General features: G+C 67.9%; 18 protein-coding genes and 3 pseudogenes. 8 read left to right on the top strand and 13 right to left on the bottom strand.

Translation table 11 applies throughout. The features are described 5' to 3' along the window. Positions 1-121: 121 nt before the first annotated feature. Positions 122-580, bottom strand: coding sequence for an IS200/IS605 family transposase (gene tnpA, locus OHA11_RS13920; protein ID WP_266495977.1), 459 nt, complete (start codon positions 578-580; stop codon positions 122-124). Here tnpA and OHA11_RS13915 point away from each other — a divergent pair. Next, positions 579-1955: a transposase gene (locus OHA11_RS13915; protein ID WP_266495976.1), complete on the top strand. Its 1377-nt coding sequence runs from the start codon at positions 579-581 to the stop codon at positions 1953-1955. The two genes, tnpA and OHA11_RS13915, sit on opposite strands and share 2 nt — an antisense overlap. Here the strand turns inward: OHA11_RS13915 and OHA11_RS13910 are convergent. After that, positions 1924-2670 carry an alpha/beta fold hydrolase gene (locus OHA11_RS13910; protein WP_266495974.1) on the bottom strand — a complete coding sequence of 249 codons (747 nt, stop codon included), beginning with the start codon at positions 2668-2670 and terminating at the stop codon, positions 1924-1926. The genes OHA11_RS13915 and OHA11_RS13910 overlap by 32 nt on opposite strands. A 93-nt stretch (positions 2671-2763) precedes the next feature. Here OHA11_RS13910 and OHA11_RS13905 point away from each other — a divergent pair, with 93 nt between their 5' ends. After that, positions 2764-3306 (top strand): TetR/AcrR family transcriptional regulator, encoded by a 543-nt coding sequence (locus OHA11_RS13905; protein WP_266495972.1) that lies wholly within the window; start codon positions 2764-2766, stop codon positions 3304-3306. Positions 3307-3601: 295 nt separating this feature from the next. On the opposite strand, the gene OHA11_RS13900 is transcribed toward OHA11_RS13905, so the two are convergent. Continuing rightward, positions 3602-5362 carry a CocE/NonD family hydrolase gene (locus OHA11_RS13900; protein ID WP_266495970.1) on the bottom strand — a complete coding sequence of 587 codons (1761 nt, stop codon included), beginning with the start codon at positions 5360-5362 and terminating at the stop codon, positions 3602-3604. A 256-nt stretch (positions 5363-5618) separates the two neighbouring features. Here OHA11_RS13900 and OHA11_RS13895 point away from each other — a divergent pair, with 256 nt between their 5' ends. Beyond that, on the top strand, positions 5619-6335 hold the full coding sequence (locus tag OHA11_RS13895) for a TetR/AcrR family transcriptional regulator (RefSeq protein WP_266495967.1): 717 nt from the start codon (positions 5619-5621) through the stop codon (positions 6333-6335). A 326-nt stretch (positions 6336-6661) separates the two neighbouring features. On the opposite strand, the gene OHA11_RS13890 is transcribed toward OHA11_RS13895, so the two are convergent. From OHA11_RS13890 to OHA11_RS13865, 6 genes are all read right to left on the bottom strand, one after another. Beyond that, a complete protein-coding gene (locus OHA11_RS13890; protein ID WP_266495966.1) occupies positions 6662-8218 on the bottom strand; it encodes an FAD-binding oxidoreductase in 1557 nt (518 codons plus the stop codon). A 70-nt stretch (positions 8219-8288) separates the two neighbouring features. Beyond that, positions 8289-9050, bottom strand: coding sequence for a MerR family transcriptional regulator (locus tag OHA11_RS13885; protein WP_266495964.1), 762 nt, complete (start codon positions 9048-9050; stop codon positions 8289-8291). A gap of 145 nt (positions 9051-9195) precedes the next feature. Continuing rightward, a complete protein-coding gene (locus OHA11_RS13880; RefSeq protein WP_124275108.1) occupies positions 9196-9633 on the bottom strand; it encodes an HIT family protein in 438 nt (145 codons plus the stop codon). A 23-nt stretch (positions 9634-9656) separates the two neighbouring features. Beyond that, on the bottom strand, positions 9657-11162 hold the full coding sequence (locus tag OHA11_RS13875) for an amidase (protein ID WP_266495959.1): 1506 nt from the start codon (positions 11160-11162) through the stop codon (positions 9657-9659). 1003 nt (positions 11163-12165) lie between these two features. After that, complete coding sequence (locus OHA11_RS13870; RefSeq protein ID WP_266495957.1) at positions 12166-12900, bottom strand: CocE/NonD family hydrolase C-terminal non-catalytic domain-containing protein; 735 nt, start codon at positions 12898-12900, stop codon at positions 12166-12168. Between the two features lie 125 nt (positions 12901-13025). After that, positions 13026-13382 (bottom strand): hypothetical protein, encoded by a 357-nt coding sequence (locus OHA11_RS13865; RefSeq protein WP_100599322.1) that lies wholly within the window; start codon positions 13380-13382, stop codon positions 13026-13028. Between the two features lie 668 nt (positions 13383-14050). Between OHA11_RS13865 and OHA11_RS13860 the strand changes: the two genes are divergently transcribed. Together OHA11_RS13860 and OHA11_RS13855 are read left to right on the top strand one after the other, a co-directional pair. After that, positions 14051-14593 (top strand): SigE family RNA polymerase sigma factor, encoded by a 543-nt coding sequence (locus OHA11_RS13860; RefSeq protein WP_266495949.1) that lies wholly within the window; start codon positions 14051-14053, stop codon positions 14591-14593. Continuing rightward, on the top strand, positions 14590-15408 hold the full coding sequence (locus OHA11_RS13855; protein ID WP_266495947.1) for a hypothetical protein: 819 nt from the start codon (positions 14590-14592) through the stop codon (positions 15406-15408). The genes OHA11_RS13860 and OHA11_RS13855 overlap by 4 nt, the downstream gene beginning before the upstream one ends. A 250-nt stretch (positions 15409-15658) precedes the next feature. On the opposite strand, the pseudogene OHA11_RS13850 reads toward OHA11_RS13855, so the two are convergent. Continuing rightward, positions 15659-15814, bottom strand: a pseudogene (locus OHA11_RS13850) (IS5/IS1182 family transposase); the annotation flags it as partial. A gap of 119 nt (positions 15815-15933) precedes the next feature. Further along, positions 15934-16380 (bottom strand): annotated as a pseudogene (locus OHA11_RS13845) (transposase); the annotation flags it as partial. A 22-nt stretch (positions 16381-16402) separates the two neighbouring features. On the opposite strand from OHA11_RS13845, the gene OHA11_RS48520 reads away from it, so the two are divergent. After that, positions 16403-16852 carry a DUF6283 family protein gene (locus OHA11_RS48520; protein WP_353962952.1) on the top strand — a complete coding sequence of 150 codons (450 nt, stop codon included), beginning with the start codon at positions 16403-16405 and terminating at the stop codon, positions 16850-16852. Here OHA11_RS48520 and OHA11_RS13840 read toward each other — a convergent pair. Continuing rightward, positions 16847-17784, bottom strand: a protein-coding gene (locus OHA11_RS13840; protein WP_266495944.1) for an IS5 family transposase whose coding sequence is annotated in 2 segments (ribosomal slippage) — positions 16847-17340 and positions 17340-17784 — 939 coding nt in all. Because the reading frame shifts where the segments join, the coding sequence is not laid out codon by codon here. The genes OHA11_RS48520 and OHA11_RS13840 overlap by 6 nt on opposite strands. Positions 17785-17947: 163 nt before the next feature. Here OHA11_RS13840 and OHA11_RS13835 point away from each other — a divergent pair. Beyond that, positions 17948-19081: pseudogene (locus OHA11_RS13835) on the top strand (IS701 family transposase); the annotation flags it as partial. Between the two features lie 361 nt (positions 19082-19442). Here OHA11_RS13835 and OHA11_RS13830 read toward each other — a convergent pair. After that, positions 19443-20294, bottom strand: a complete 852-nt coding sequence (locus OHA11_RS13830) for a thioesterase family protein (RefSeq protein WP_266495941.1) — start codon at positions 20292-20294, stop codon at positions 19443-19445. A 2-nt stretch (positions 20295-20296) separates the two neighbouring features. Between OHA11_RS13830 and OHA11_RS13825 the strand changes: the two genes are divergently transcribed. Continuing rightward, positions 20297-20992 carry a transposase gene (locus tag OHA11_RS13825; RefSeq protein WP_323186559.1) on the top strand — a complete coding sequence of 232 codons (696 nt, stop codon included), beginning with the start codon at positions 20297-20299 and terminating at the stop codon, positions 20990-20992. The last annotated feature ends 54 nt before the right edge of the window (positions 20993-21046 follow it).

Raw genomic sequence — 21046 nt, 5'->3', positions numbered from 1 at the left:
CCGAACAGGTGCTGGACATCTACCTTTGATCTTGGCCAGTGCTCCGTCGTTTACGGCGGGGGTGAAGGCCATCTCGGGGCTGCTCTGACCCGCGCTGGTGCACGGGTTCGCAGTGTTGTCCTCAGCCGACGGGGCGTTGCTGGTTCTCGATGTACTGCTTGACGACGGTCAGCGGTGCCCCGCCGCAGGACCCGGCGAAGTAGGAGCCGGACCAGAAGTGTCCGCCCCACAGATAGTGGCGGACGTGGGCGTCGTACTCCTGGCGGAGCCTGCGGGAGGAGACGCCCTTGAGGCTGTTGACCAGCTTGGAGACCTGGACCTTGGGCGGGTAGTGGACGAGGAGGTGGACGTGGTCCTGTTCGCCGTTGAACTGCTTCAGTTCGGCCTCGAAGTCCTGGCAGACCTCGCGCATGACCTCCTCCGTGCGGGTCAGCATGGCGTCGGTGAACGACTTCCGCCGGTACTTCGTGACAAAAACCAAGTGGACATGGAGGTTGTGGACGACGTGACGGCCGGTGCGTACATCGGGGTTTGGATTCCAGCGTGGTGACACAAACCAATACTGCACAGTGTCGTCCATGAGTGATCATGGCGTGGAGATACGGCAGTTCGGGCACCGCGCCCGGCTTGCACTGTCCCCTGCCATGGCGCTCAAGGCCGACGGTCAGGCGCACGCGGCCCGCACGATGTGGAACTGCCTGCACGCGTGGTGGCAGATGATGCCGAAGGAGAAGCGGACGCTCGCGAACGCGGACGCCGCGATCCGCCAGGCCCGCCAGGACATCGATTTCCTCGCCGTCCTTCCCGCTCAGGCCGCTCAGGCGGTGCTGAAAACGTATTTCCAGGCGTGGAAGAACTGCTGGGACGGCCGGGCGGGCGCCCCGAACTTCAAGGCCCGCTTCCGCACCGCGATGACCGTGGACGTGCCGCAGGGCCGGGATTTGAACATCGTCCGTGTCCACCGCCGGTGGGGCATGGCCAACCTGCCGAAGGTCGGCCGTGTCCGCTTCCGCTGGACCAAGGACCTCCCCGTCGGTAAGCACGCGGGCAAGGAGAACCGGATCACCGGGGCCCGGCTGGTCAAAGACCCGCTCGGCTGGCACATCGCCTTCCGTGTCCAGACCCTCGAACCCGTCCCGGAACCCCACCAGGGGCCGCAGGTCGGCATCGACGTCGGCATCACCGTGCCCCTCGCGCTCTCCGACGGCCAGACGTACGAACACGATGCGTGGCTGACCGGGCAGGAGCGGGCCAGGCTCCTGGGCCTGGAGCAGCGCGCCGCCCGCCGCAAGAAGCACCGCAAGCCGCAAGAGCGCACCTCCCGACGGCTGCACCACACCTACGACCAGATCGCAGGACTCCGCGCGAAAGCCAAGCGCCGGGCCGCGGACTGGCAGCACAAGACCACCACCAGGATCGCCGACACGTACGGCGTCGTGGTGGTGGAAGCACTCCAGATCACGAACATGGTCAAGTCCGCCAGGGGAACCGTCGAAGAGCCGGGAACGAACGTCGCCCAGAAATCCGGGCTGAACCGCTCGATCAGCCAGGAGGCATGGGGCCGCACGGTCACCCTGCTGACGTACAAGCTCGCCCGCCGGGGTGGCACCCTGGCCAAAGTCCCCGCCCCGGGCACCTCCCGGCGCTGCTCAGCCTGTGGGTTCACCACACCCGGCAGCCGGGAGACCCAGGCCCTGTTCGTGTGCAAGAACCCCGGCTGCGGATGGTCCGGCAACGCCGACCACAACGCGGCCCGCAACGTCTTGCACCTGTACCGGACGGGCCACGCGCTCATCCCGGCTGCCGGGAGGGCAGTCGCCAGGCGCGCACCGCGCGTCAAGTGCGAGTCACCGCCATCATGGCCATGCCCTCACGTGCAAGCGACCTCATCACCGCGAGGACGTCGCCCACCGGTACCGGATGTCATGCGGGCCGGGAGTCCCAGAATCGGTTGAGTACCTCCGCGCCCCGATCAGGATCCTGGAGCATCCAGTAGTGGGTGAGGTTGTCCAGTTCCACTGCCTGTGCCCCGATTCGCGTGGCCATATCCAGGTCCATCGCGGGCTGTGCCATCGGATCGCCGGTCGGGATCAGGACGAGCCCCGGCACCTGAGCGGGGCGGTCGAAGTCCTTGCCCCAGTCGGTGTAGAAGTTGGGCCAGGCCGAGCGGTAGAGCGTCAGGATGGCCTTGCTCATCTCCTCGTCGTGGGCGGTGTCGACTTCTGCCGCCAGTTCGGCGCTCATCCCCCGGGGGCGGAGGAAGTCGCCGAAGCTGGGGCTGCCGGGGGTCTGGGTGCGCAGTGACGCGAGCAGCTCCTCGCCCTCCGGGGTCTTCTGGAAGAGGGTGGCCGCCTCGTGCCACTGATAGTCGGGGTGCCAGCCGTGTGCGACGTCGGACACCCAGCTGCGTACCGGAACGTCGTAGGCGGAGACGATCCGCATCACCAGATGCGCGCCCCAGTCGTGGCCCACGAGATCGACGGGCTCACCGAGGGCGCGCAGCTCGTTCGCCAGCCAGACGGCGTACGCCTCCTTGCCGTCCAGGTGGGCCGGGCGAGGGCTGCCGAATCCGGGCAGCCGCAGGGTCGTGGCGGGGCGGTCGATCCGCCCCCGGAGGTCGTTCCAGACGGAGGGCGTCTCCGGTACTCCATGGATGAACACAACGGTCATGGCCGCTCCTGACGAAGTGAAGTGGATTGGTTATCCACTTCACCGTAGCACCCACCTGATAGGTTATCCACATAGGTATGCGAAGGAGGGATCATGAGGTCGGATGCCGCACGCAACAGGCAGAGGATCTTCGATGAGGCCCGCGGCGCCGTCATCGGCGGGGAGATCGCGCTCACCCTCAACGAGCTCGCGCGCAGGGCGGGCGTGGGGGTCGGGACGGTCTATCGGGTCTTCCCCACGCAGCGGGCCATGCGGGAGTCCGTCCTGGAAGAGGCGGTCCGAGAGCTCATCGATGCGGCGGCGGCAGCCGGCGGACACCCCGATCCCGCCAAGGCGCTCGTTGACTTCCTCCGCACGGCACTCCTGACCGCCCTGGCGCGACCGGGCCTCACCGACGTTCTGATCACCGGGTCCGACGAGACGGACTCTCTGCACCGGGCCAAGGGAGAGCTGGTCGAAGTCACCTCCCACCTGCTCGCACGCATCCGCCCTGCCCCTGCCCTCACCGGCGAAAACCTGCTCAAGCTCCTGTGCGGCCTGATCCACGCCGTCAGCGAGCACCCGGCGGAGCGGCAGGGGGCCGCGATCGACAACTACCTCGACATCCTCCGGGCCGGCCTCTCACCCACCCTCTGACGACCGGGGCTCCGGGCGCGGGCTGGGCCCGAACTCGGACGTTGGGCCGGAGGCTGCATCGTGCCGCTCGTCATGCCGCCCTCCTTGATGTGGACGCGAAGGCGCTTCGGAGCACGGCGGGCTTATCGGATGCCCGCCAGTCGCCGGTTGCTGCTCGGGCGCATGCTGGGCTCGCGGGGCCCCGCCCACCGGCCTGGCCGGGGCCCCGCGGCATGGTCGTCGGCCGCGCTGCGTGGGGGAACTGTGCTCCGCCCCGTGAGCCAACGCGACGAGGCTGTCCAGCGGTGTGGCGTCCTCAGTGCCGCGCACGGGCCGGGGGCACCGAGAACGTGGCTGGGCCGGGCTTCAGCTGCGCCGCGTTGATCTGCATGAAGGTGTCGAGCCACGGCGCTCGGTCGCCACCGGTGGCGATGTCTTCAGCCGGGTTGTCCAAGGGCAGATGGAGACGGGCGTTACTGATCCGGATCTTTTGCTTGGAGGGGGTGTCGAGCCAATCGCCGGTCCGCACCGAGCCGATCTCCACGGCGAGGCGGTGACCGGCCCGCAGGGTCCAGTCGGTCGACTTCAGGCCGATGTCCAGCCGGTCCCGGTCCAGCCTGGAGACTCGCTCGTCGAATGCGACAGCGTTGCCGTCCTCGTCCACGTCGTACAGCTTGACCATGACGTTCCCCTCGCCCTTGGCCGTCATGGTGATTCGGGGCGTGCCGGTGACCCGGGTGGCCGTCTCGAGAGGCCCGGACCAGACGAGGAAGCTCCCAGCGTCACGACCGGATTCCTCTTCTGGGGACGTCGGCTGCGAACCCGCTCCGCTGTCCACGTACGAGCCATTGCCGAGACGGAGGTTCGCGGAGCGGTTCGCTGTGGGCCAGGACTTCTCCGCGCGCCAGTTGCCGAGGTTGTCCTGGACGGCGTAGTTCGGGAACTGGATCTTCGGGTCGATGCCCTTGAGGTGTTCGTCGAAGAAGGACAGTGTCTCCTTGAACCAGGTCGCGCGGCCCATCGCGAGCTTCCCGTCCTGTGTGCGCTCATTGCCGCGTACGTGGTCCCAGGGGCCGACCCAGGCCCGCTGGGGGCCACGGTGATTGTCGAGGAACTCCTCCATCCCCACGGGCAGGGTGTTGGTCTCGGCGGTGCCTTGGGTGAAGAGAAGCGGAGTGGCGGTGTCCTTCGCCTTCCTGGCCGGGCTGCGGTCCTTCCAGTACGGGTCGTCCGGGTCACCGATGGAGGGGCCGAAGGAGTTGAGCACCAGGCACTCGGGGTGCTTCTTCTCGTACGCGGCGTTGGTCCGGTACCGCTTGTCCTCGTCCGGCAACTGAGGCAGGCCCGCTATGCGGTTGTAGCTGGTGGGCAGCTGGACGCTGTTCGGACGCGGCACGCCGTTGGAGTGGAGCTGCTGATACAGATCCCAGATGGGCTCCTGGGCGACGACGGCTTTCAGTGCGTCGTGTTTGACGTTGTTGCCGAGGAGACCGGTGTAGGCGTCGAAGGATTTTCCGTACATTCCCACCGCGCCTGTGGACCAGGGCTGTTTCGCGCTCCAGTCGATCGCGGCCTTGACGTCGGCCTGGTCTCCTGGCCCGCCGAGGTCGAGGCATCCGGTGGAGCCGCCGAAGCCACGGGTGTCCACCATGACGAAGGCGTACCCCTCGTCGAACAGGTCGGTTCCCTCGATGAGGTCCCGGAAGCGCTCCGAGGGGCCGGCGTGCTCCTCCTCGACCTCCAACTCCCCCGAGTGGCCGAAGTACGCGCCGGCCGACATGATGACGGGCACCTTCGCGCCCTCGGGGAGCTTCTCAGGAAGCAGAACGTCGGCGTGCAGCTCGGTCTTGGAGCCGTCCGAGGAGGGGAAGTAGTGCTGGGTCCAGCGCGCCCCTTCCGGCACCCGCCCGTTCTCCTCGTGCGTGATCGAATCGGTAGCAGTGGCGACGGTCGTCCTCCCGGTTCGGCCGCCGTCGGTTGCCTGGTCCGGCGCGGCGACGGCTGCCCCTATGAGGCCGCAGGTCAGAGCGCAGGCCGTGAGCAGGGCTGCGGCGGTGGCGGCTGGTCGTTTCCTCATGCGGTACTCCGGAGCTCGGGTAGGGGTGGGCTCGGAAGGGGATCACTCGCTGCGCAGGTCGGCCTTGCACAGCGAGCGGCAAAGGCCACCGCGCGGCGGGACCCCTCTGTCACTTAGTGACAGTGTCACTAAGTGACAGATATGGCAAGCGGATGCGCTTGAGTCCGGATCGAGGCACGCGCACTAGCTGGCGTGCAGCGTCACTTAATGTCAATATGGCACTGAGTGAGCGCGATGGTGAAAGGGTGGCGAAAAGATGGCCGACGACGTGGTATCGACCGAACGCAGCCGTGGCGGGATGAGTGAGCAGCGCCGCCGTCGTGTACGTCTGGAGATCTCGCGGGAGGCGGCACGCCTGTTCTGGGCGCAGGGCGTCGACGGCACGAGCGGTGACCAGATCGCCGAGGCGGTGGGCCTGTCGACCCGCACCATCTGGCGTCATTTCCGAAGCAAGGAGAGCTGCGCGGAGCCGATCGTTGCGCAGAGCGTGGAGTGGGAACTGGCCACTCTGCGCAGTTGGCCGCTGCACCGCTCTTTGGAGGAGCACTTCGCCACGGAGGCGAAGCGGTTGGTCAGCGAGATCAGCCCTTCGGAGCAGGCCGATGCCGGGCTGGGCGTCAAGATGATTCGATTGGCCGAGACCGAACCGGCCCTGCGCACGGCCTGGCTGATGGCCTGCGACCAGGTGGAACACGAACTGGCAGCGGTCATCGCGACTCGCCTCGGAATCAAGCCCGACGACCTACAGGTACGTCTGCACGCCGCGGCCGCCGCGGCCGCCCTGCGAGTCATCAACGAGTACGTCGGAGCCGGCCTTCTGGACGGCACCGATCCGCGGAAGCTCGGTGACGAGAGTTTCGCTTTCATTGCGGACGCTGTCCGCACGGCCACCGGGGGCGCCGTGGGCGACCCGGTCCAGGTCGACGAGGCGCCCGCAGCGCCGGACGAGGGCGCCGCCGATCGACAGGAGTAAGCGGTGCCCCCTGAGCGGCACACTCCGATGGGCTCAGCCGCGGAGGCAGGAGGGGACACGGCCGCTGCTGCACGTACTGTGTACGCCGCTCAACCGCCGATCTCCCAAGGCACGACAACGCCGTAGCGCCCATATGAACTCTGTGGCCCAGGGCGCTATTTCGGCCAGTCCGACGAAGACCCCGGCTCTCCATACCGGATACAGCGGCCGGTGGCGCCTGACCCTGCCCGGCGTCCTGGACCCGGGGAGGGCTTCTCCCCGGGTGACGAACAGGACCTTCGACAAGCCCTACCGTCCCAGTTCAGAGGCGCTCCCCGGCTATCTGATCACCCGTCGGACGGCCCCCTTGGTGAAAGCCCGAGGCCAACGTGGCCAATGTCCGACGGCCCGATGCCGTTCTCCGGTGGGACCGCCGGCACCCCCGGATGCTCCGGTTCCACGCCTGACACGGGCCTGGAACCGGCGTCGGCACTCCCGCTGGGGAGCGGCGTGGCGGCGAAGACGGAGTCCGGGTCGACCGCAGACTTCACGGCTAGCAAACGCTCGGTGTTCGGCCCGTAGGACTCCGCGACCTGGTCGGGAGTCTCCGGCCCCAGGAAGTTCACGTAGCCACCCGGCAACGAGAACGGCTCAAGCGCCGCGTGCAACGCTTCCAGCCAGCGCAGGTGCGGGGACCTACCATCGCCGGCTCCTGCGTTGCCCTTGCTTTCGCCCTCCCACAAAGAGATCAGCTCGACCATCAGGTGCGGTTCGCGTCGGCCGAAAGCCGTCGAGCCGAGGGGCAGACGGGCGGCGGCACCATGGAACTGATGCCACACGATCGCGGAGAACGGTGAGGTGAACTCCTGGGCAGCCCGGTCCAGGACGGTCGCGATGGAGCCGGAGATGCTCTGGACGGTGCGCGTGCGAATCGCGCCCATCCGCCCGGGTGGGAACATGGTGTCCGTCGCGGCCAACGCCGCGGAACGGGCGACCGGTCCAATCTCGGCCAGCACGGGTGTACCGAGTCTGGCCAGGGCACGCACCGGCCCGTTCTCGGCGTTCCCCACCTCGATGTCCCCCGACCAGGTCGGCGCGACGTACACCGTCGGCTTCCCGTCCGGGCCGGGAAGGAACCCCACGTCCACCGTCAGCTCATCCGGACAGTCCTGAAGGATCCCACCGAGGTCGGCGAGAATGTCGGCGCTCTGGACGATCGGGTACAAGATGGTGCCCGACACGACTGTCGGCACGGGGTGCAGACGGATCCGCGCCGAGGTCACGACACCGAAGTTGCCGCCGCCGCCCCGCAACGCCCAGAAGAGGTCCGGATGATGGTCGGCGTCGGTGTGCACTCGTGAACCGTCGGCCAGGACGACTTCGGCGCCGAGCAGGTTGTCGGCCGCGAGCCCGAACTGCCCGATCAGGGGGCCGTATCCGCCGCCGAGCGTGAGGCCGACCATGCCGACGGCGCCCGCCGTTCCGGTGACCGCCGTCAGGCCCGCCCGCTCGGCAGCGGATACGACGTCGGACGAGAGTGCCCCGCCACCTACCGTCGCGAAACAGCGGCCGATGTCGACCTGAACTCCCCGCATGTCAGTCAGATCGAGAACCAGTCCGCCGGGACGGAACGCCCGTCCCCAGAAGTCATGACCCCCGCCGCGTACCGAGATCGGCACCCCATGGTTGCGAGACGCGCGTATCGCGGCCTGCACGTCAGCGGTGGTCGCGCACCGCACGACGACAGCAGGACGGACATCGACCGCTGCGTTGAACAACGCCACTGCTTTTGCGTACTCCGGCCCGTTGGTGAGCACACGGCCCGCAGGGATTCTGGACCGCAGCTCAGCCAGCAAGGCAGTGCTGACTGCGTCGCGGGCATCTGCATGGGCATGGGACTGCATTGTCACTCCTGCGTGTCGCTTACGGGTGCGGCCGTCGACGGCGACGGCATGGAGCCGGAAACCGGCGCGGTCAACGAAGTTCGGTAGCGTTCCGCCCCGGTCGAGGCTGGGTGGGCTCGTCCACGATCACGTGGGTCCGGTGCAGAACGTCGAGCTGCGCCGGGTTGTACAGCTCACGCAGGACCGTCTCCATGGTCTCTCGGACGAATTTCTCCCCCCTCGGGTTGTCCGTGTACAGATCGGGCAGGTCCGGGTGGTCCTGCCGCAGCCGGCGCAGGTAGGGCACCATCCGCTCCACGAGGTCTTGGCGGAGGTGCTCGCCTGCGTCAGCGGGCAGTTCGCCGAACTCCCGATTGACCGGGTGAGCAGGCAGATTGCGCACCAGTGCACCGTAGGCCTGCAGCTGCTCCCCGTTCATCAACCGGGTCATGACCAGCAGGAGCGAGCGGTCGGTCTCGGACAGCACCGTTGCTTCGCCGGGCGTGAGTTCCATAGGCAGGTCGGCCGGGGCACGCAGGTCGATCAGTGCCGCGAGTTCGAGCCGGGCCCGCTGCAGCCGCTCGATGGTCGCGGCCAGCTCCGCGTCGAGCGTGCGCAGTGCCTGCCCGGGGTGCTCACCCTCGTCCACCGTCTCCGCGATCTGGTTCAGCGAGAACCCGAGATCAACCAGACGCTTGACCCGCAGCAGGCGGACCAGGTGCGGCACGCCGTACTGCTTGTAGCCGTTGACGCGACGCTCGGGCTCCGCCAGCAGCCCGACCTCGTGGTAATGCCGTACCGCCCGCAGGCTGGTGCCGGCAAGCTCGGCGATCTCCCGAGTACTCCAGCTCATGGCTCCCAGCCAACACCGTGCCGCAACGGCACAGTCAAGCCCTCCCCCTGCCGCTCACGATCGGCATCGCGATCGGGACCGGGCTGATGCTGTTCGGCTTCCGGCTCGCGGCAGCTGGGCAGTGCGCGGTCGCGCGAGTTCCGGTTCACACTCCGGGGTCAAAGTCCCGTGCCTGTTCATAACCGAGTTCCAGCAGGGCGGCACGGAGCTTTGCTGCTGCTTCGGCCAAAGCTGACTGATCCTCCTCCTGCTTGGCCTTGCTGAAATCAAAGTCGGACATGTCCCAGACCGGCGCGACATGTATATGCAAATGCGGCACCTCAAAGCCTGCGATGACGAGGCCGGCACGTGGAGCGTTCCAAGCCCGCTGCACCCCTTGCCCCACGGCCTGGGCTACCTCGAAGCAACGCGCCAGAAGGGTCCCGTCAGCGTCCGTCCACCGGTCGACCTCACGCCGCGGCACAACAAGAGTGTGACCAGGCCGCAACGGAGCGATGGACAGAAAAGCGACGATTTCCGGATCCTGCCAGACGAAGCGTCCGGGCAGCTCGCCAGCGATAATGCGTGAGAACACAGTAGTCATACGTGAAATTGTCCTCAGAGACGTCAGGCCGCGGACGGCGAATCGGGCAACGACGGCCAGAGATGCGCCCACGGCTGCGCCCGCTCCAACTGCGCGGCCAGTGCCAGAAGCTCGGGCTCCGAACCCGGACGCCCGACGAACTGGATACCGAGCGGCAGCCCACTCGACATCCGGTAGAGCGGCACCGACGACGCCGGGCGCCCGGTCACGTTCGCCAGCTGGGTGAAGGGCGCGGGCTCAAGGTTCGCGACGGCCAGTTTCTCGACGAGGTTCATCCGCCCCAGCACACCGCCGATCCGGGCAGCCAGCAGCCCCCGTGCGGCGAGCCGGACCGGCAAGGCGAGATCGAACTCGCCGATCGGCCACGCCGGCCGGGCCATGGTCGGGGTGAGCAGCATGTCGTAGCGCTCGTGGAACGCGGCCAGCGCCCGGGTGTGCTGCTGCCAGCGGGACTGCGTGGCCAGATACTCCGGCGCCGAAAGGCTCCGGCCGATCGCAGCCATCATCCGGGTCTCGATCTCGAAGTCGTCCTCGCCGCAGCCGGTGAACTCCCGTGCGGCCGTGACCTCGGCGGCGACCATCGCGAACCAGGCCGTGAGGAAGTCGGTGGCCAGGCGCTGCCCGTCGATGGCCGGGGCGGACTCCTCCACGACGTGTCCGAGGTCGGTGAGCAACTCCCCCGCGTCCTGAACCGCGGCGGCGGCCTGCGGATCAACCGGTCCGCCAAGCGGGGACTCCGTGCTCAGCCCGATCCGCAGCGGGCGTGGGTCGTCGACGACGGCCTCGGCGTACGGACGCTCCGCCGGAGCCGCCCGGTACGGGCCCTCCGGTGCGGAGCCGGCCAGGACGTCGAGCATCGCGGCGGAGTCACGGACCGTGCGCGACAGCACGCCCTGCACCGCGGCGCCATGGAAGACCTCGTCGACCTCCGGCCCGGACGGGACGACGCCCCGCCCCGGCTTGAGCCCGAACAGCCCGCAGGCCGCAGCCGGAATCCGGATGGAGCCCCCGCCGTCGTTCCCGCCCGCGACCGGGACGACTCCGGCCGCGACGGCCGCCGCGGACCCGCCGGAGCTGCCACCGGGCGTCCGCGACGGGTCCCAGGGGTTGCGGGTCGGGCCCCCCGCGACCGGCTCGGTTATCGCGCGGGCGCCGAATTCGGGGGTCGTGGTCCGGCCGAACACGACCAGACCGGCGTCGAGCCAACGCTGTACCACCGTGGACGTCTCCGGGCGCGGGAAGCGTGCCAGCGATCGATTCCCACTGCCGGTTGGAACCCCGGCGAGGTGCTGGCCCAAGTCTTTGATCAGGAACGGGACGCCGGCGAACGGGCCTGCCAGCGGACTGCGAGCACGGGCACGGGCATCGTCGTCGAGTCGGTGGCGGATCGCGTTGATCGTCGGCTCGACGGCGTCGGCACGGGCAATCGCCGCCCCGAGCAGTTCAACCGGGCTCACCGCCCCGGACTTCACCAGCTCGGCCAGCCCGACGGCATCGTGCTCCCGGTACTCATCCCAAGTGATACCCATACGAGTGCTCCCATCAGAGCGATAAGGGGCCCGGTCCGAGGCATGTCCAACGTCACGGGGCCTCGGCCATCGGCGTCCCGGCTACGACCTCGCGCAGGTCTCGGTCGACCGGTCACGACCGCGTCAGACACTGCGTAGCGATGTTGATCAGCCATGGCCTGAGTCAACACTGTGCCGCGACGGCACACTCAAGCTCATGGATAGCGGGATCACCCCACACGCCGAGTTCTGGGCGCAGCACCGGACGCGGGCACGCGGTGACGGTCGGGCTGACCGGAGGCAGAAGGGGTGTCCGGCTGCCGGCCCGGCGTAGGCCCGTCCGCCTTCTTGCCATGCAAGTTGACGTCGTCAGTGGGCTGCGGCTGACGCGCGCCATTTCGCGCGGTCTGGCCTTCCCGGCCCCGACCTGGCGTCTGACCCTCACGTCGTCCGCGACGTACTCGCACAGGTCCTCGGACATCGGCGTCCGACGCCCCGCACCCGCGCCACCTCGACGGCCGCGACCTCTACGGAAAGTCGGCGGCGAACTGAGCGAGACGGCTGGCGCGGGACGGGCCGACAGCGATCGCCGAACCGCCGTACGGACCGTGACCTGATGACGAGCGACTCGCTGGGCGGGGGGTTCGCCGCGATGTGACTCAGGTCATGTCACGCGAGGCGGCTTCACGTCATTTGATGCCTAAATATCAGTTAGTGGCGACCTTTTGGTCCCCAGGCCAACCCGGAGGGGCTGATCACCATGCAGACCACAAGTCCCCAGCCTCACCATGACGACATCACGCATCGATGGTCAGTAATCCGGGGTCAACCAGTCTCCCGGCACGCCGGGGCGGTTCACAACGACGGGTGCCTCCGCGACGGCGTCGCCGAGGCACCCGTTTACCGTTGGCTGGTGCTCCGGGCCCACAGGGCCCACAGATCTGCGTCGCCAGCGGAAGCTGTCCACCTCGTCACTTCCTTACAGCCGCCACTCGCTGTGCGCGCAGATCCGCCCGACGACTGCTCACGGAGCCGGGATCGCCGGGAGCAGCAGGTACGACTTCGCATCGGGACCGAAGTGCAGGGTGACCGTGCCGCCGAAGATCTCTGCCGGACGATCCTCCGGGTCGGTGTGGACGAAGGGGCCGACGCCCGTCGTCGCGTACATCGCGTTCTCGATTTCCGTGCCTTGGTTGCTGTAGTCGCGACCACCGATGCCCAGCTCAAGGACGTAGCCGGCCGGGACCACGATGCTCGTCGGCCAGATCTCGATGTCGACGTCGACGGGCTCGCCGGGGACGAGCAACTCGATGGTGTCGTGGTTGTGCACCTGGCGATAAGGTTCGGACCTGTCGGTGTCGAGTCGCCGATGGGAGGCGCGGAGCCATCCCAACGCGATCGGCACCTTCGGGTCGTTGGACCCGATGAACGTGACCTCGGTGCCCTGCGGGTCGTAGAGCCTCAGGCTCAAGAAGAGATCAGCGTCGGCCGTGGCGGACGAGATCCGCAGTTTCGCTGCGGCTGGACCGGTGAACTCTCGATCGTGACCGGCAGGCGGGAGCCTGAAGCGCAGGTCTTCGTGCTCCGGCTGGTAGCTCAACGTGCCCGAGGCGCCCGGCGAGGTGCGCAACTCCATGGTCTCCGGACACAGATGGTATTCGGTCCACTCGGTCCGTGCGATCGGCCACTCCTGCTCGAATCGCTGTTCGAACCTCTCTCCTGGATGGCGCACGAGAAGCTCGATGGGCGGCCGATGCAACCAGCCGTTCTGACCCCTCTACGTTTCCGAGCGTGTGCAGTCCCATCCCGCCCCAGTTGCCAGCCGACAGCAAGGGCACCTCGATCCGGGACAGATCGGCGGAGCGCTCCTGATGGCGCAAAGCGTCAACTCGCCACGCTCGTAGATCCATCCCCACTGAGGAGGGTGCGCAGCCGGCGAGCTACGTCGGTGGTGCTGTGCCCGTCCCACACGGGCGCCGTCTCTACCTCGGGCACGTCACCGAACAACGACCAGCTATTGGCTCGGTAGTGATTGCTGACCTGCCCCGTGGGGAGCTGGGCCATGACTATGAACCAGCCGCCCCCGAAGCATGGTTCACCGTCGTGGTGCTTCCATGAGCGGACGACGGGATACCTGGCGGCCAGCCACGCCCGGACTGCGTGTGCGTGGTAGAGCAGCCTGAATTCGTACAGCTCGTCGAAGGTGTGGAACCCGTCGGAGATGCTGCCGGTGTCGGTCATTACTGGCTCCAGATTGTGTAGAGCCCGCGGCGCGGGCTTCGCCGCTAACACGCGGCGGGTCTTGCCCACCTTGCCGGGCACCTCGACAGCCTGGCCGGGCTGAAATGGTCAGCCCGGCAACGTAACTCAGGCCAGACTTCATTGCAAACGTTGTCTGCCGAGAGCCGCTCGAGTGAGGACCCGGGACAGCGGCGGCAGACTCAGGGACCGCTCGCAGATCGGGTTCTTGTGTACTCCGCTCAGAGGGTGGTATGCGGGTTGACAGGTGATTTGCCGTCACCTGTCAACCCGCATACCACCCTCTGATACTGCGCCGGCTGACCGGGGCCACCGCTGCGGCCAAAGCCCTCGGCAGACGGGATCGAACTGTTCGACCTCCAAGCGGTGACGGTCACCCGCTACCGCTACAGAGGCAACACGACCTCCAACCCCTGGACCCACCCCAACCCCGCGCGAACGGCAGAGTCCGTGGAGAGCCCGGTACTCGGAGACGGGTACGCCGCGTTCGGCGAGCGGCACGGAGGAACGGACCGGTGGCAACCCCGGCACCGCGCTCCGTGCCGACTCAACAGGCACCCCCCGCTCCGACGAGAACGCGGAAAAAGAATTCGCGGTGAGGCAACGGTCTCGGCCTCTCATGGCCTCTTTTGAACATCTAGGAGGTGCTCATGGGGGTTCGAAAACAGGCCGGGGACAGAGAGTTCCAGGCCTTCGTCGTCGGCCGCTGGCCGCGGCTGATGCGCACGGCATTCCTGCTCACGGGGGAGCAGCACGCCGCGGAGGATCTGGCCCAGTCGACGCTGGAACAGGTCTATGTGGCCTGGCACAGGGTCGCCTCGGCCGACGACCCAGAGGCGTATGTACGACGAGTGATGATCAACGCGCATGCCCGCAGGTACCGCAGGAAACTGCGGGAGTTCCTGGTGCCCAGGAGCGAGGACGCGGGCCTGACACACGAGGTGGCCGACACCGGTGACCGGATCGCCCAGGCCGACGACCGCCACACGCTGCTGAAGGCGCTGGCCGAACTGCCGACACGGCAGCGGGAAGCAGTGGTCCTGCGCTACTGGGAGGACCTCACCGAGACACAGACGGCCGAGGCGATGGGCTGTTCGGTCGGCACGGTGAAGAGCAACGCAGCCAAGGGGATCGCGAAGCTGCGCGCCATATCGGGACTGGCGGAGACAGTGACGCAGGGAGGACGAAAGTGAAAAGCGCGGACTGGGAGACGAGCCACAACATGACACAGCACGACATCGCACTCCTGCTGGCCGACGCGGCCGACGAGGTGAAGATCGACATAGCCCCCGCCCAGGCGCTGATTCGCGGCGGCCGTCGCCGCAAGGCCCGTCGCTGGGCGGTCGTGGCGACCACCACCCTGGTCGTGGCCGGCTCCACGGGGGCTCTGGCGCTGACGGGGCTGTCCGGTGACGGGGACCGGGGGGTGTCGCCGGCGAGCCGGCCGGTCGCCAGCGCGGAGGCGTCCGAGCCGCACATGCGGACGACCCTGGCGAGCGGCACCGACGCGGGAGTGCCGTGGAGGGTGTACATCGACGTGTGGAAGGCTCCGGCGGACACGGCGGAGGCCCAGGCCACCCTGGCGGCGATGGCGGAGTTCGGCGAGCGCCCGGAGGACGTCTCCACGGCCTCCGAACTGGTGGGCAAGGTCGCGCACTTCGTGCACCGGGTCACCGGTGAAGAGGCGAAGACCACTCAGATCGCGGACATGGCGCTACCTGAGGACGACGTCCTGTCCGGCGGCGAGTCCGGGACCGTCTCGCTCCCGCTGCTCCCCGGCAACGGCACGGCCCCGCGCCTGGTGATTGGCCAGGTCGCCAAGACCGCCCGGGAGGTCACCTGCACCTGGAAGGACGGCACGTCTACCAAGGTCGGCCGTGCGTCCGCGGCCACCGAGGCGAACGCCGCCGTTCCGGTCATCCACAGCCCCAAGCACTCGCCCTACGACTGGTTCGTCTGCCTGGCGCCGAAGTCCACCGCGTACGAGGGGATCAAGGTGACGAAGTAGACGAAGCGGGAGACCGAGTGCGGGGAGCCGAGGCCGGACGACGGTTCGCGACGCCCGGCGGCCCCCGGAGCCCCGTCCGGGCCGGGCCGGGGCTCCGGAAGACGCCCGCGGCACCGGGGGCAGGGGGAGGCTCTCCCTTCCCCTCCCTGGCGGGGTGACACGAGCCCCCCACAGCTCCCCGCCCGCACCGGGCGACGGGGGAAACCCCGCCGCACCGGGTCCCCGTCGGGGTACCCGCTACGGTCCGTCTTCACACGGACCTTGCCCAGAGCAGGAATGATGCGAGTGTGACCGCCGCTTCGTAGAAGGTGGCGGTCTTTTCGTATCTTGTGGCGATGCCGCGGAAGCCCTTGAGGCGGTTGGAACAGCGTTCGACGGTGTTGCGTCGGTGGTATGCCTCCTGGTCGAACCCTGGCGGCCGCCCGCCGCGGCTTTCGCGGTTGTGACGGTGCCCCTGCTGGTCCGTCTTCTCTGGGATGGCGTGTGCGATGCCGCGTCTGCGCAGACCCACACGACCTTGAGTTGTCAAGCCGCGGCGGCGAGTTCGGTAGGGAAGGCGGTGCGTTCGTCGAACAGCTCACGCTTCTTCAGACAGTGGTAGAGCTGTCCGATCATTCGGTTGAAGAGGTTCCGCTGGGCGGCTGCGTGCCAGTCTCCGTGCTCGTCACGCCGCCGGTAGTGGGCCATGGCTCCGGGGGAGGTCCTCAGGGCGGAGAACGCCCACAGGTAGCCGACGTGGTTCAGGCGGTCGTTCTTCACCCACCTGCGGGTGATGCTCGACTTCTTCCCGGAGGCTCGGGTGATGGGCGAGGAACCCGCGTACGCCTTCAGGCTGCGGGCGTCGGCGAAGCGCTCGCGGTCGTCCCCGATCTCGGCGAGCACCCGCGCGCCGAGCTGGATGCTCAGTCAGGGGAAGCAGCAGATGATGTCAGCGTCTGGGTGCTGAGGGATAGCGCGGGCCAGGTCGACGTCGTTGGGCAGCCGCACTGGCTACATGTCCTCGTCACTTCGCCCCCCTGCGCAGCGCCCCTGCGAGAGCTGTCCTTATCGACGCGACGTACCCGCAGGGATCTGGGCCAGTGAGGAATACGCGAAGCTCCGGCGCTACGACGCCGAAACTCCAGACCAGCCCGCAGGGCTGTTCCAGTGCCATCAGGCCGATGCCGACAGTGCTGTCCGGCGTGTTTGTGCTGGCTGGGCTGGATGCCACGAGGGTGAGGAACTACTCGCCCTGCGGCTGGCGGTGCTCGACGGTTGCATCGACGCCGCCACGTACAGGACTGTGGTCGAGTACGTGTCGCCGGTGCCCCTGTTCCCTTCAGGCAGCGAAGCCGCTGCTCACGGTGGGGCGGGCATCGCTGCGCCAGTCAAGGAGGCCCGCCGCCTGATCAACAAGATTGCTCGGCACGCAACGACCTGGTGTAGTAACGGTTCTTGGTCATGAGCGGAGCCAGATGAGGAGCGCTGCGACCGTCACGGTGCCGAGGAAGACGTATCCGCGCTTGTCATAGCGGGTGGCGACGGCTCGGAACTGTTTGATCTTGTTGATCGCTCGCTCGACGGTGTTCCTGGCTTTGTATCGGGTCTTGTCGAAGCCGGGCGGTCGGCCACCGTCTGAAGCCCTGTGCCAGCGGGCGGCCTTGGAGTCGTTCTTCTCGGGGATCACGTGTCGGATGCCGCGGCGACGCAGGTAGGAGCGGATGAGGCTGTTGCTGTATGCCTTGTCGGCGCCGACGCTGCCTGGAAGGCGCCGTGGCCGGCCCACGCCGAGCCGGGGAACGCGGATCTTGTCCATGACGGGCTCGAACTGCGTGCAGTCCGCCCGTCGGCCGGGCGTGACGACCAGCGAGAGCGGGCGGCATCTACCGTCCGCACTCAGGTGGATCTTCGTGGTCAGTCCGCCGCGGGAGCGGCCGAGAGCTTCGCCTGCCGTTCCGCCTCCGCCAGGAATAGGCGTAGGCGCATGTGCGCGCGCATGTGAACTGATCTTTGCGAGGCCCCTTTTGAAGCACCCAGAGGTGCTGATGGCGGAGCTGTCGGCGCGCCAGCGGCGTGCTGGTGGGCCCGGATTGAGGTGGAGTCGACGTTGATGTTCCAGTCGATGTCACCCGATGCGTCAGCGACGGCTTGGACGTGCTGGAGCAGTCGTTCCCGGGTGCGGTCGACCGGCCACAGGGCATGGCGTTCATGGATGGTCTGCCACGGGCCGGAGCGTTCGGGCAGCTTGCGCCACTGACAGGCGGTGCTGAGCCGGTGGATGATCCCGTTGATCACCTGTCGGTCATCCCGCCACCGGCCGCACCGGTTGTTACCCCTGGGCAACAGCGGTTCGAGCACCGCCCACTCGGCGTCCGTGAGATCCCCCCTGCTGAGCATGACCAGAACAACGAGTCACTGATCGAAGAGACACCCCCTGGAGCCCCCACCGGATGAACCCTCCCCCTCGGGGCCTGGGGCATGCAGCCACCAGGCCCCGAAGGGGACCAGCCTGGCTCTTCGCGTACTGGAACCGGAAGATGATCGGCCGGACAAGTCCTAGTCGGTCCAGGTCATGGCCTCGATGCTGTCGGACGGCAACGAGCAGAACTGCAGCAGTTCGTGAACCAGTCGACCTGGGACCCGGTGCCGGTGCAGCGGCGGATCGCAGAGCGCGTGCTGCCGCTGATCACCCCGACGGTCTGGGTGATCGACGACGTGTCGGTGCCCAAGGACGGAAGAACGTCGGTCGCCGTGGCCCCGCAGTACTGCGGGGCCCTGGGTCAACGCGCCAACTGCCAGCTCGCGGTCAGCGTCCACGGCGCCAGTGACACGGCCTCCTGCCCGCTGCAGTGGCGGCTGTTCCTGCCCCAGGAGTGGGCCGCGGACACCGACCGCCGCACCGCCACCCGCACCCCACCCGAGATCACTCACCGCGAGAAGTGGCGGCTGGCGCTGGACATGCTCGACACGCTGGCCGGCTGGGGCATGCGCCCGCCGGTCGTGGTGGCCGACGCCGCCTACGGCACCAATGCCCACCTACGGGCCGGCCTGGCCCAGCGGGGAATCGACTACGTGCGGGCCGTCCGCACGGACGTGAGTGCCCACCCGTTCGACGCGAAGCCCGTGGCCCCGGACTGCAAGGGCCCCGTCGGCTGCTGGCCCAGCCTCGCTACCGCCGGCCCGCACCCTCGGTGGCAGCCCTGACCGCCGATCTCGGTCAGGAAGCGTTCACCTCCCTGACCTGGCGGCAGGGCTTACGCGGCCAGTTGCGTTCCCACTTCGCCACCGTGCGCGTCCGCCCGGCCGGCAAGGCCGTCGAGCGTCCCATCCGGGCAACCGCCTCGGCCGAACAGGGCTGGTGGGACGGCATCCTGCCCGACTGCTGGCTGATCGAGTGGCCCGAGGGTGCCGAGGCGCCCACCGAACACTGGCTGTCCAGCTACCGGCAGACACCCCGATCGCCGACCTGGCGAGGCTGGCCAAGGACCGCTGGCGCATCGAGCACGACTACCGCGAACTCAAGCACGGCCTGGGCCTGGACCACTTCGAAGGCCGGTCCTGGCCATGCTGGCACCACCACGTCACCCTCGTCACCGCCGCCCACGCATTTCTCACCGAACAGCGCCTGGCCCCAAAAGCACCCACACCGGGCTCACCCTCTACCAGACCCTCGACGTCCTCCAGGACACCCTGAGGTGCTGGACCGGCATCTGCACCACCCGCCAACAGCCCCTGCCCAGCAGGACACACACAACACCAAGATCGAGACAGACCTAACGGAGTCCTACCAGTACTCCAGTCAGAAATCGTTGCCTGGGCTGGTTCGTCTTCGGTAGTGGCAGCGGCGGGCTGCGGCTTGGTGTCGTCTGCGCCAGAGGCACCAGTTCAGGGCGTGTGCAACGGATCCGAGGCGGGGTGTGGGGCGGGGCAGCAGAGCGTCCAGGAGTCGGCTGGATTGAGTCCCAGAATCAGAGCATTTCTCCGCAGTCGCGGATCGGGCCCAGTGGCGCCGCGATGCCGGGATGAACCTGGGCCTGTCCCCGTGAGAACTGTGGTCAGTCCGTCGTCGGGGCCGCCTTCAGGGCTTCGGAGGTCAGTTCGCCGCGTGGGCCGACGGCGTCGGCCACGCTCAGGCAGGTGCTGTCGTGGAAGATACCGAGTTCGTAGTGCACGGAGTCGGCGTCGACGGAGCGGACCGTGAGCCCGATCTCGTAGTCGCCCGGGTAGGTCACCTCACCGAGATACTGGATCTGGTATGACGAAGGGGGCAGATCTGGCACCGAGCCCGCACCACTTGTCCCAATCGAGTGCGAGGTGAAGGTGGCGACGGCCTCGTCGTACCAAGTGGCCAATGCGATGAAGTTGACGTGCTGATTGGAGTCGACGTCACCGACCCGGGAACGCAGCGTGACCCAGCCCGAGTAGTGGGCACGTTGCAGGCGTTCAGGGCGTGGACGGGCAGCTGCCGACGTGGCTGTCTCCGGTAGCTGCATCTCGTCGAGATCGGCGATCAGCTCGTCCGGAAGCTGGAGCGGCCCCGAGTTGTCGGCCAGCACGACGGTGGCGCCGCCCCTGCCCACATGCTTGCCGTCGACCATGATCACCTGTTCGAAGGTGAATGAGGAGCGCCCGATCCGGCAAACGCCGGTGTGCACTTGCACGTGGGTACCGGTCGGGCCGACCGGAGCAAGCCGGTTGACCCGTTGGCCGACGAGCAAGATCTGGTACGGCCCGAAACCACCCTTACCGATGAGGCGCTCGAAGCGGTGCAGCCGCAGCCGGATCCGGGCGTCTTCCAGCCAGCGGGCCATGCCGATTGTGCTTGCCGAGCCGTTTCGACCAAGATCGGCCTGTCGCACCCGGACATCGATCTGTATACCGAGCCTCTGATCGTCAGGAGTGTTCATGCATGATGACCTTAGTAGTCATCCCGGTCGAAGAGCGGTGCGGGGGCGCCGACTTGGGCAAGACGGATGTCAAGGTGTGCATCCGGGTCCCGGGCACCGGCAAGCGCGCCCGTTGCGAGGTCCGTACGTTCTCCACGATGAACGACGGCCTGCTGGAGGTGCGGGACTGGCTGGTGGAGAACAGGATCGCCCGGATCGGCATGGAGGCGACGGCGTCGTACTGGAAGCCGCTGTTCTACCTGCTCGAGGCCACTGAGGGGATCGAGCCGTGGCTGCTGAACTCCCGGCACATCAAGACGGTTCCCGGTCGCAAGACCGACGTGAAGGATTGCCAGTGGATCTGCAAGCTGGTCGAACACGGCCTGGTCCGCCCCTCTTTCGTTCCGCCGTGTGACATCCGTCAGCTGCGGGACCTGACCCGGTATCGCACCGAGACTGTCCGGGACCGGGCCCGCGACGTGAATCGTCTCGCGATGTTCCTGGAGGACACCGGGATCAAGCTGTCCTCGGTCGTCACCGACATCACCGGCCGCTCGGCGCGGGCCATGCTGGCTTGTTCACCCAGCCCGGCGGCCGCGCGGCCAGCCCGCTCGCCCCTCCCGAAAGGGAGAAACGGACATCAACTCACGTACCGCCCCCTCACAGCAGGGACGCCGACATCGTTAGCCCCGGCGCCGACAAAGTGTCCGCAGTGCTGATGGAGGGGCAGCCGCTCATCCGAGGGGCCAACAGTCCTCTGGCCCGCCTCAGAA

The organism is Streptomyces sp. NBC_00878 (assembly GCF_026341515.1).
Taxonomy (GTDB): Bacteria; Actinomycetota; Actinomycetes; order Streptomycetales; family Streptomycetaceae; genus Streptomyces.
This window is presented reverse-complemented; position numbering and strand designations above follow the sequence as displayed.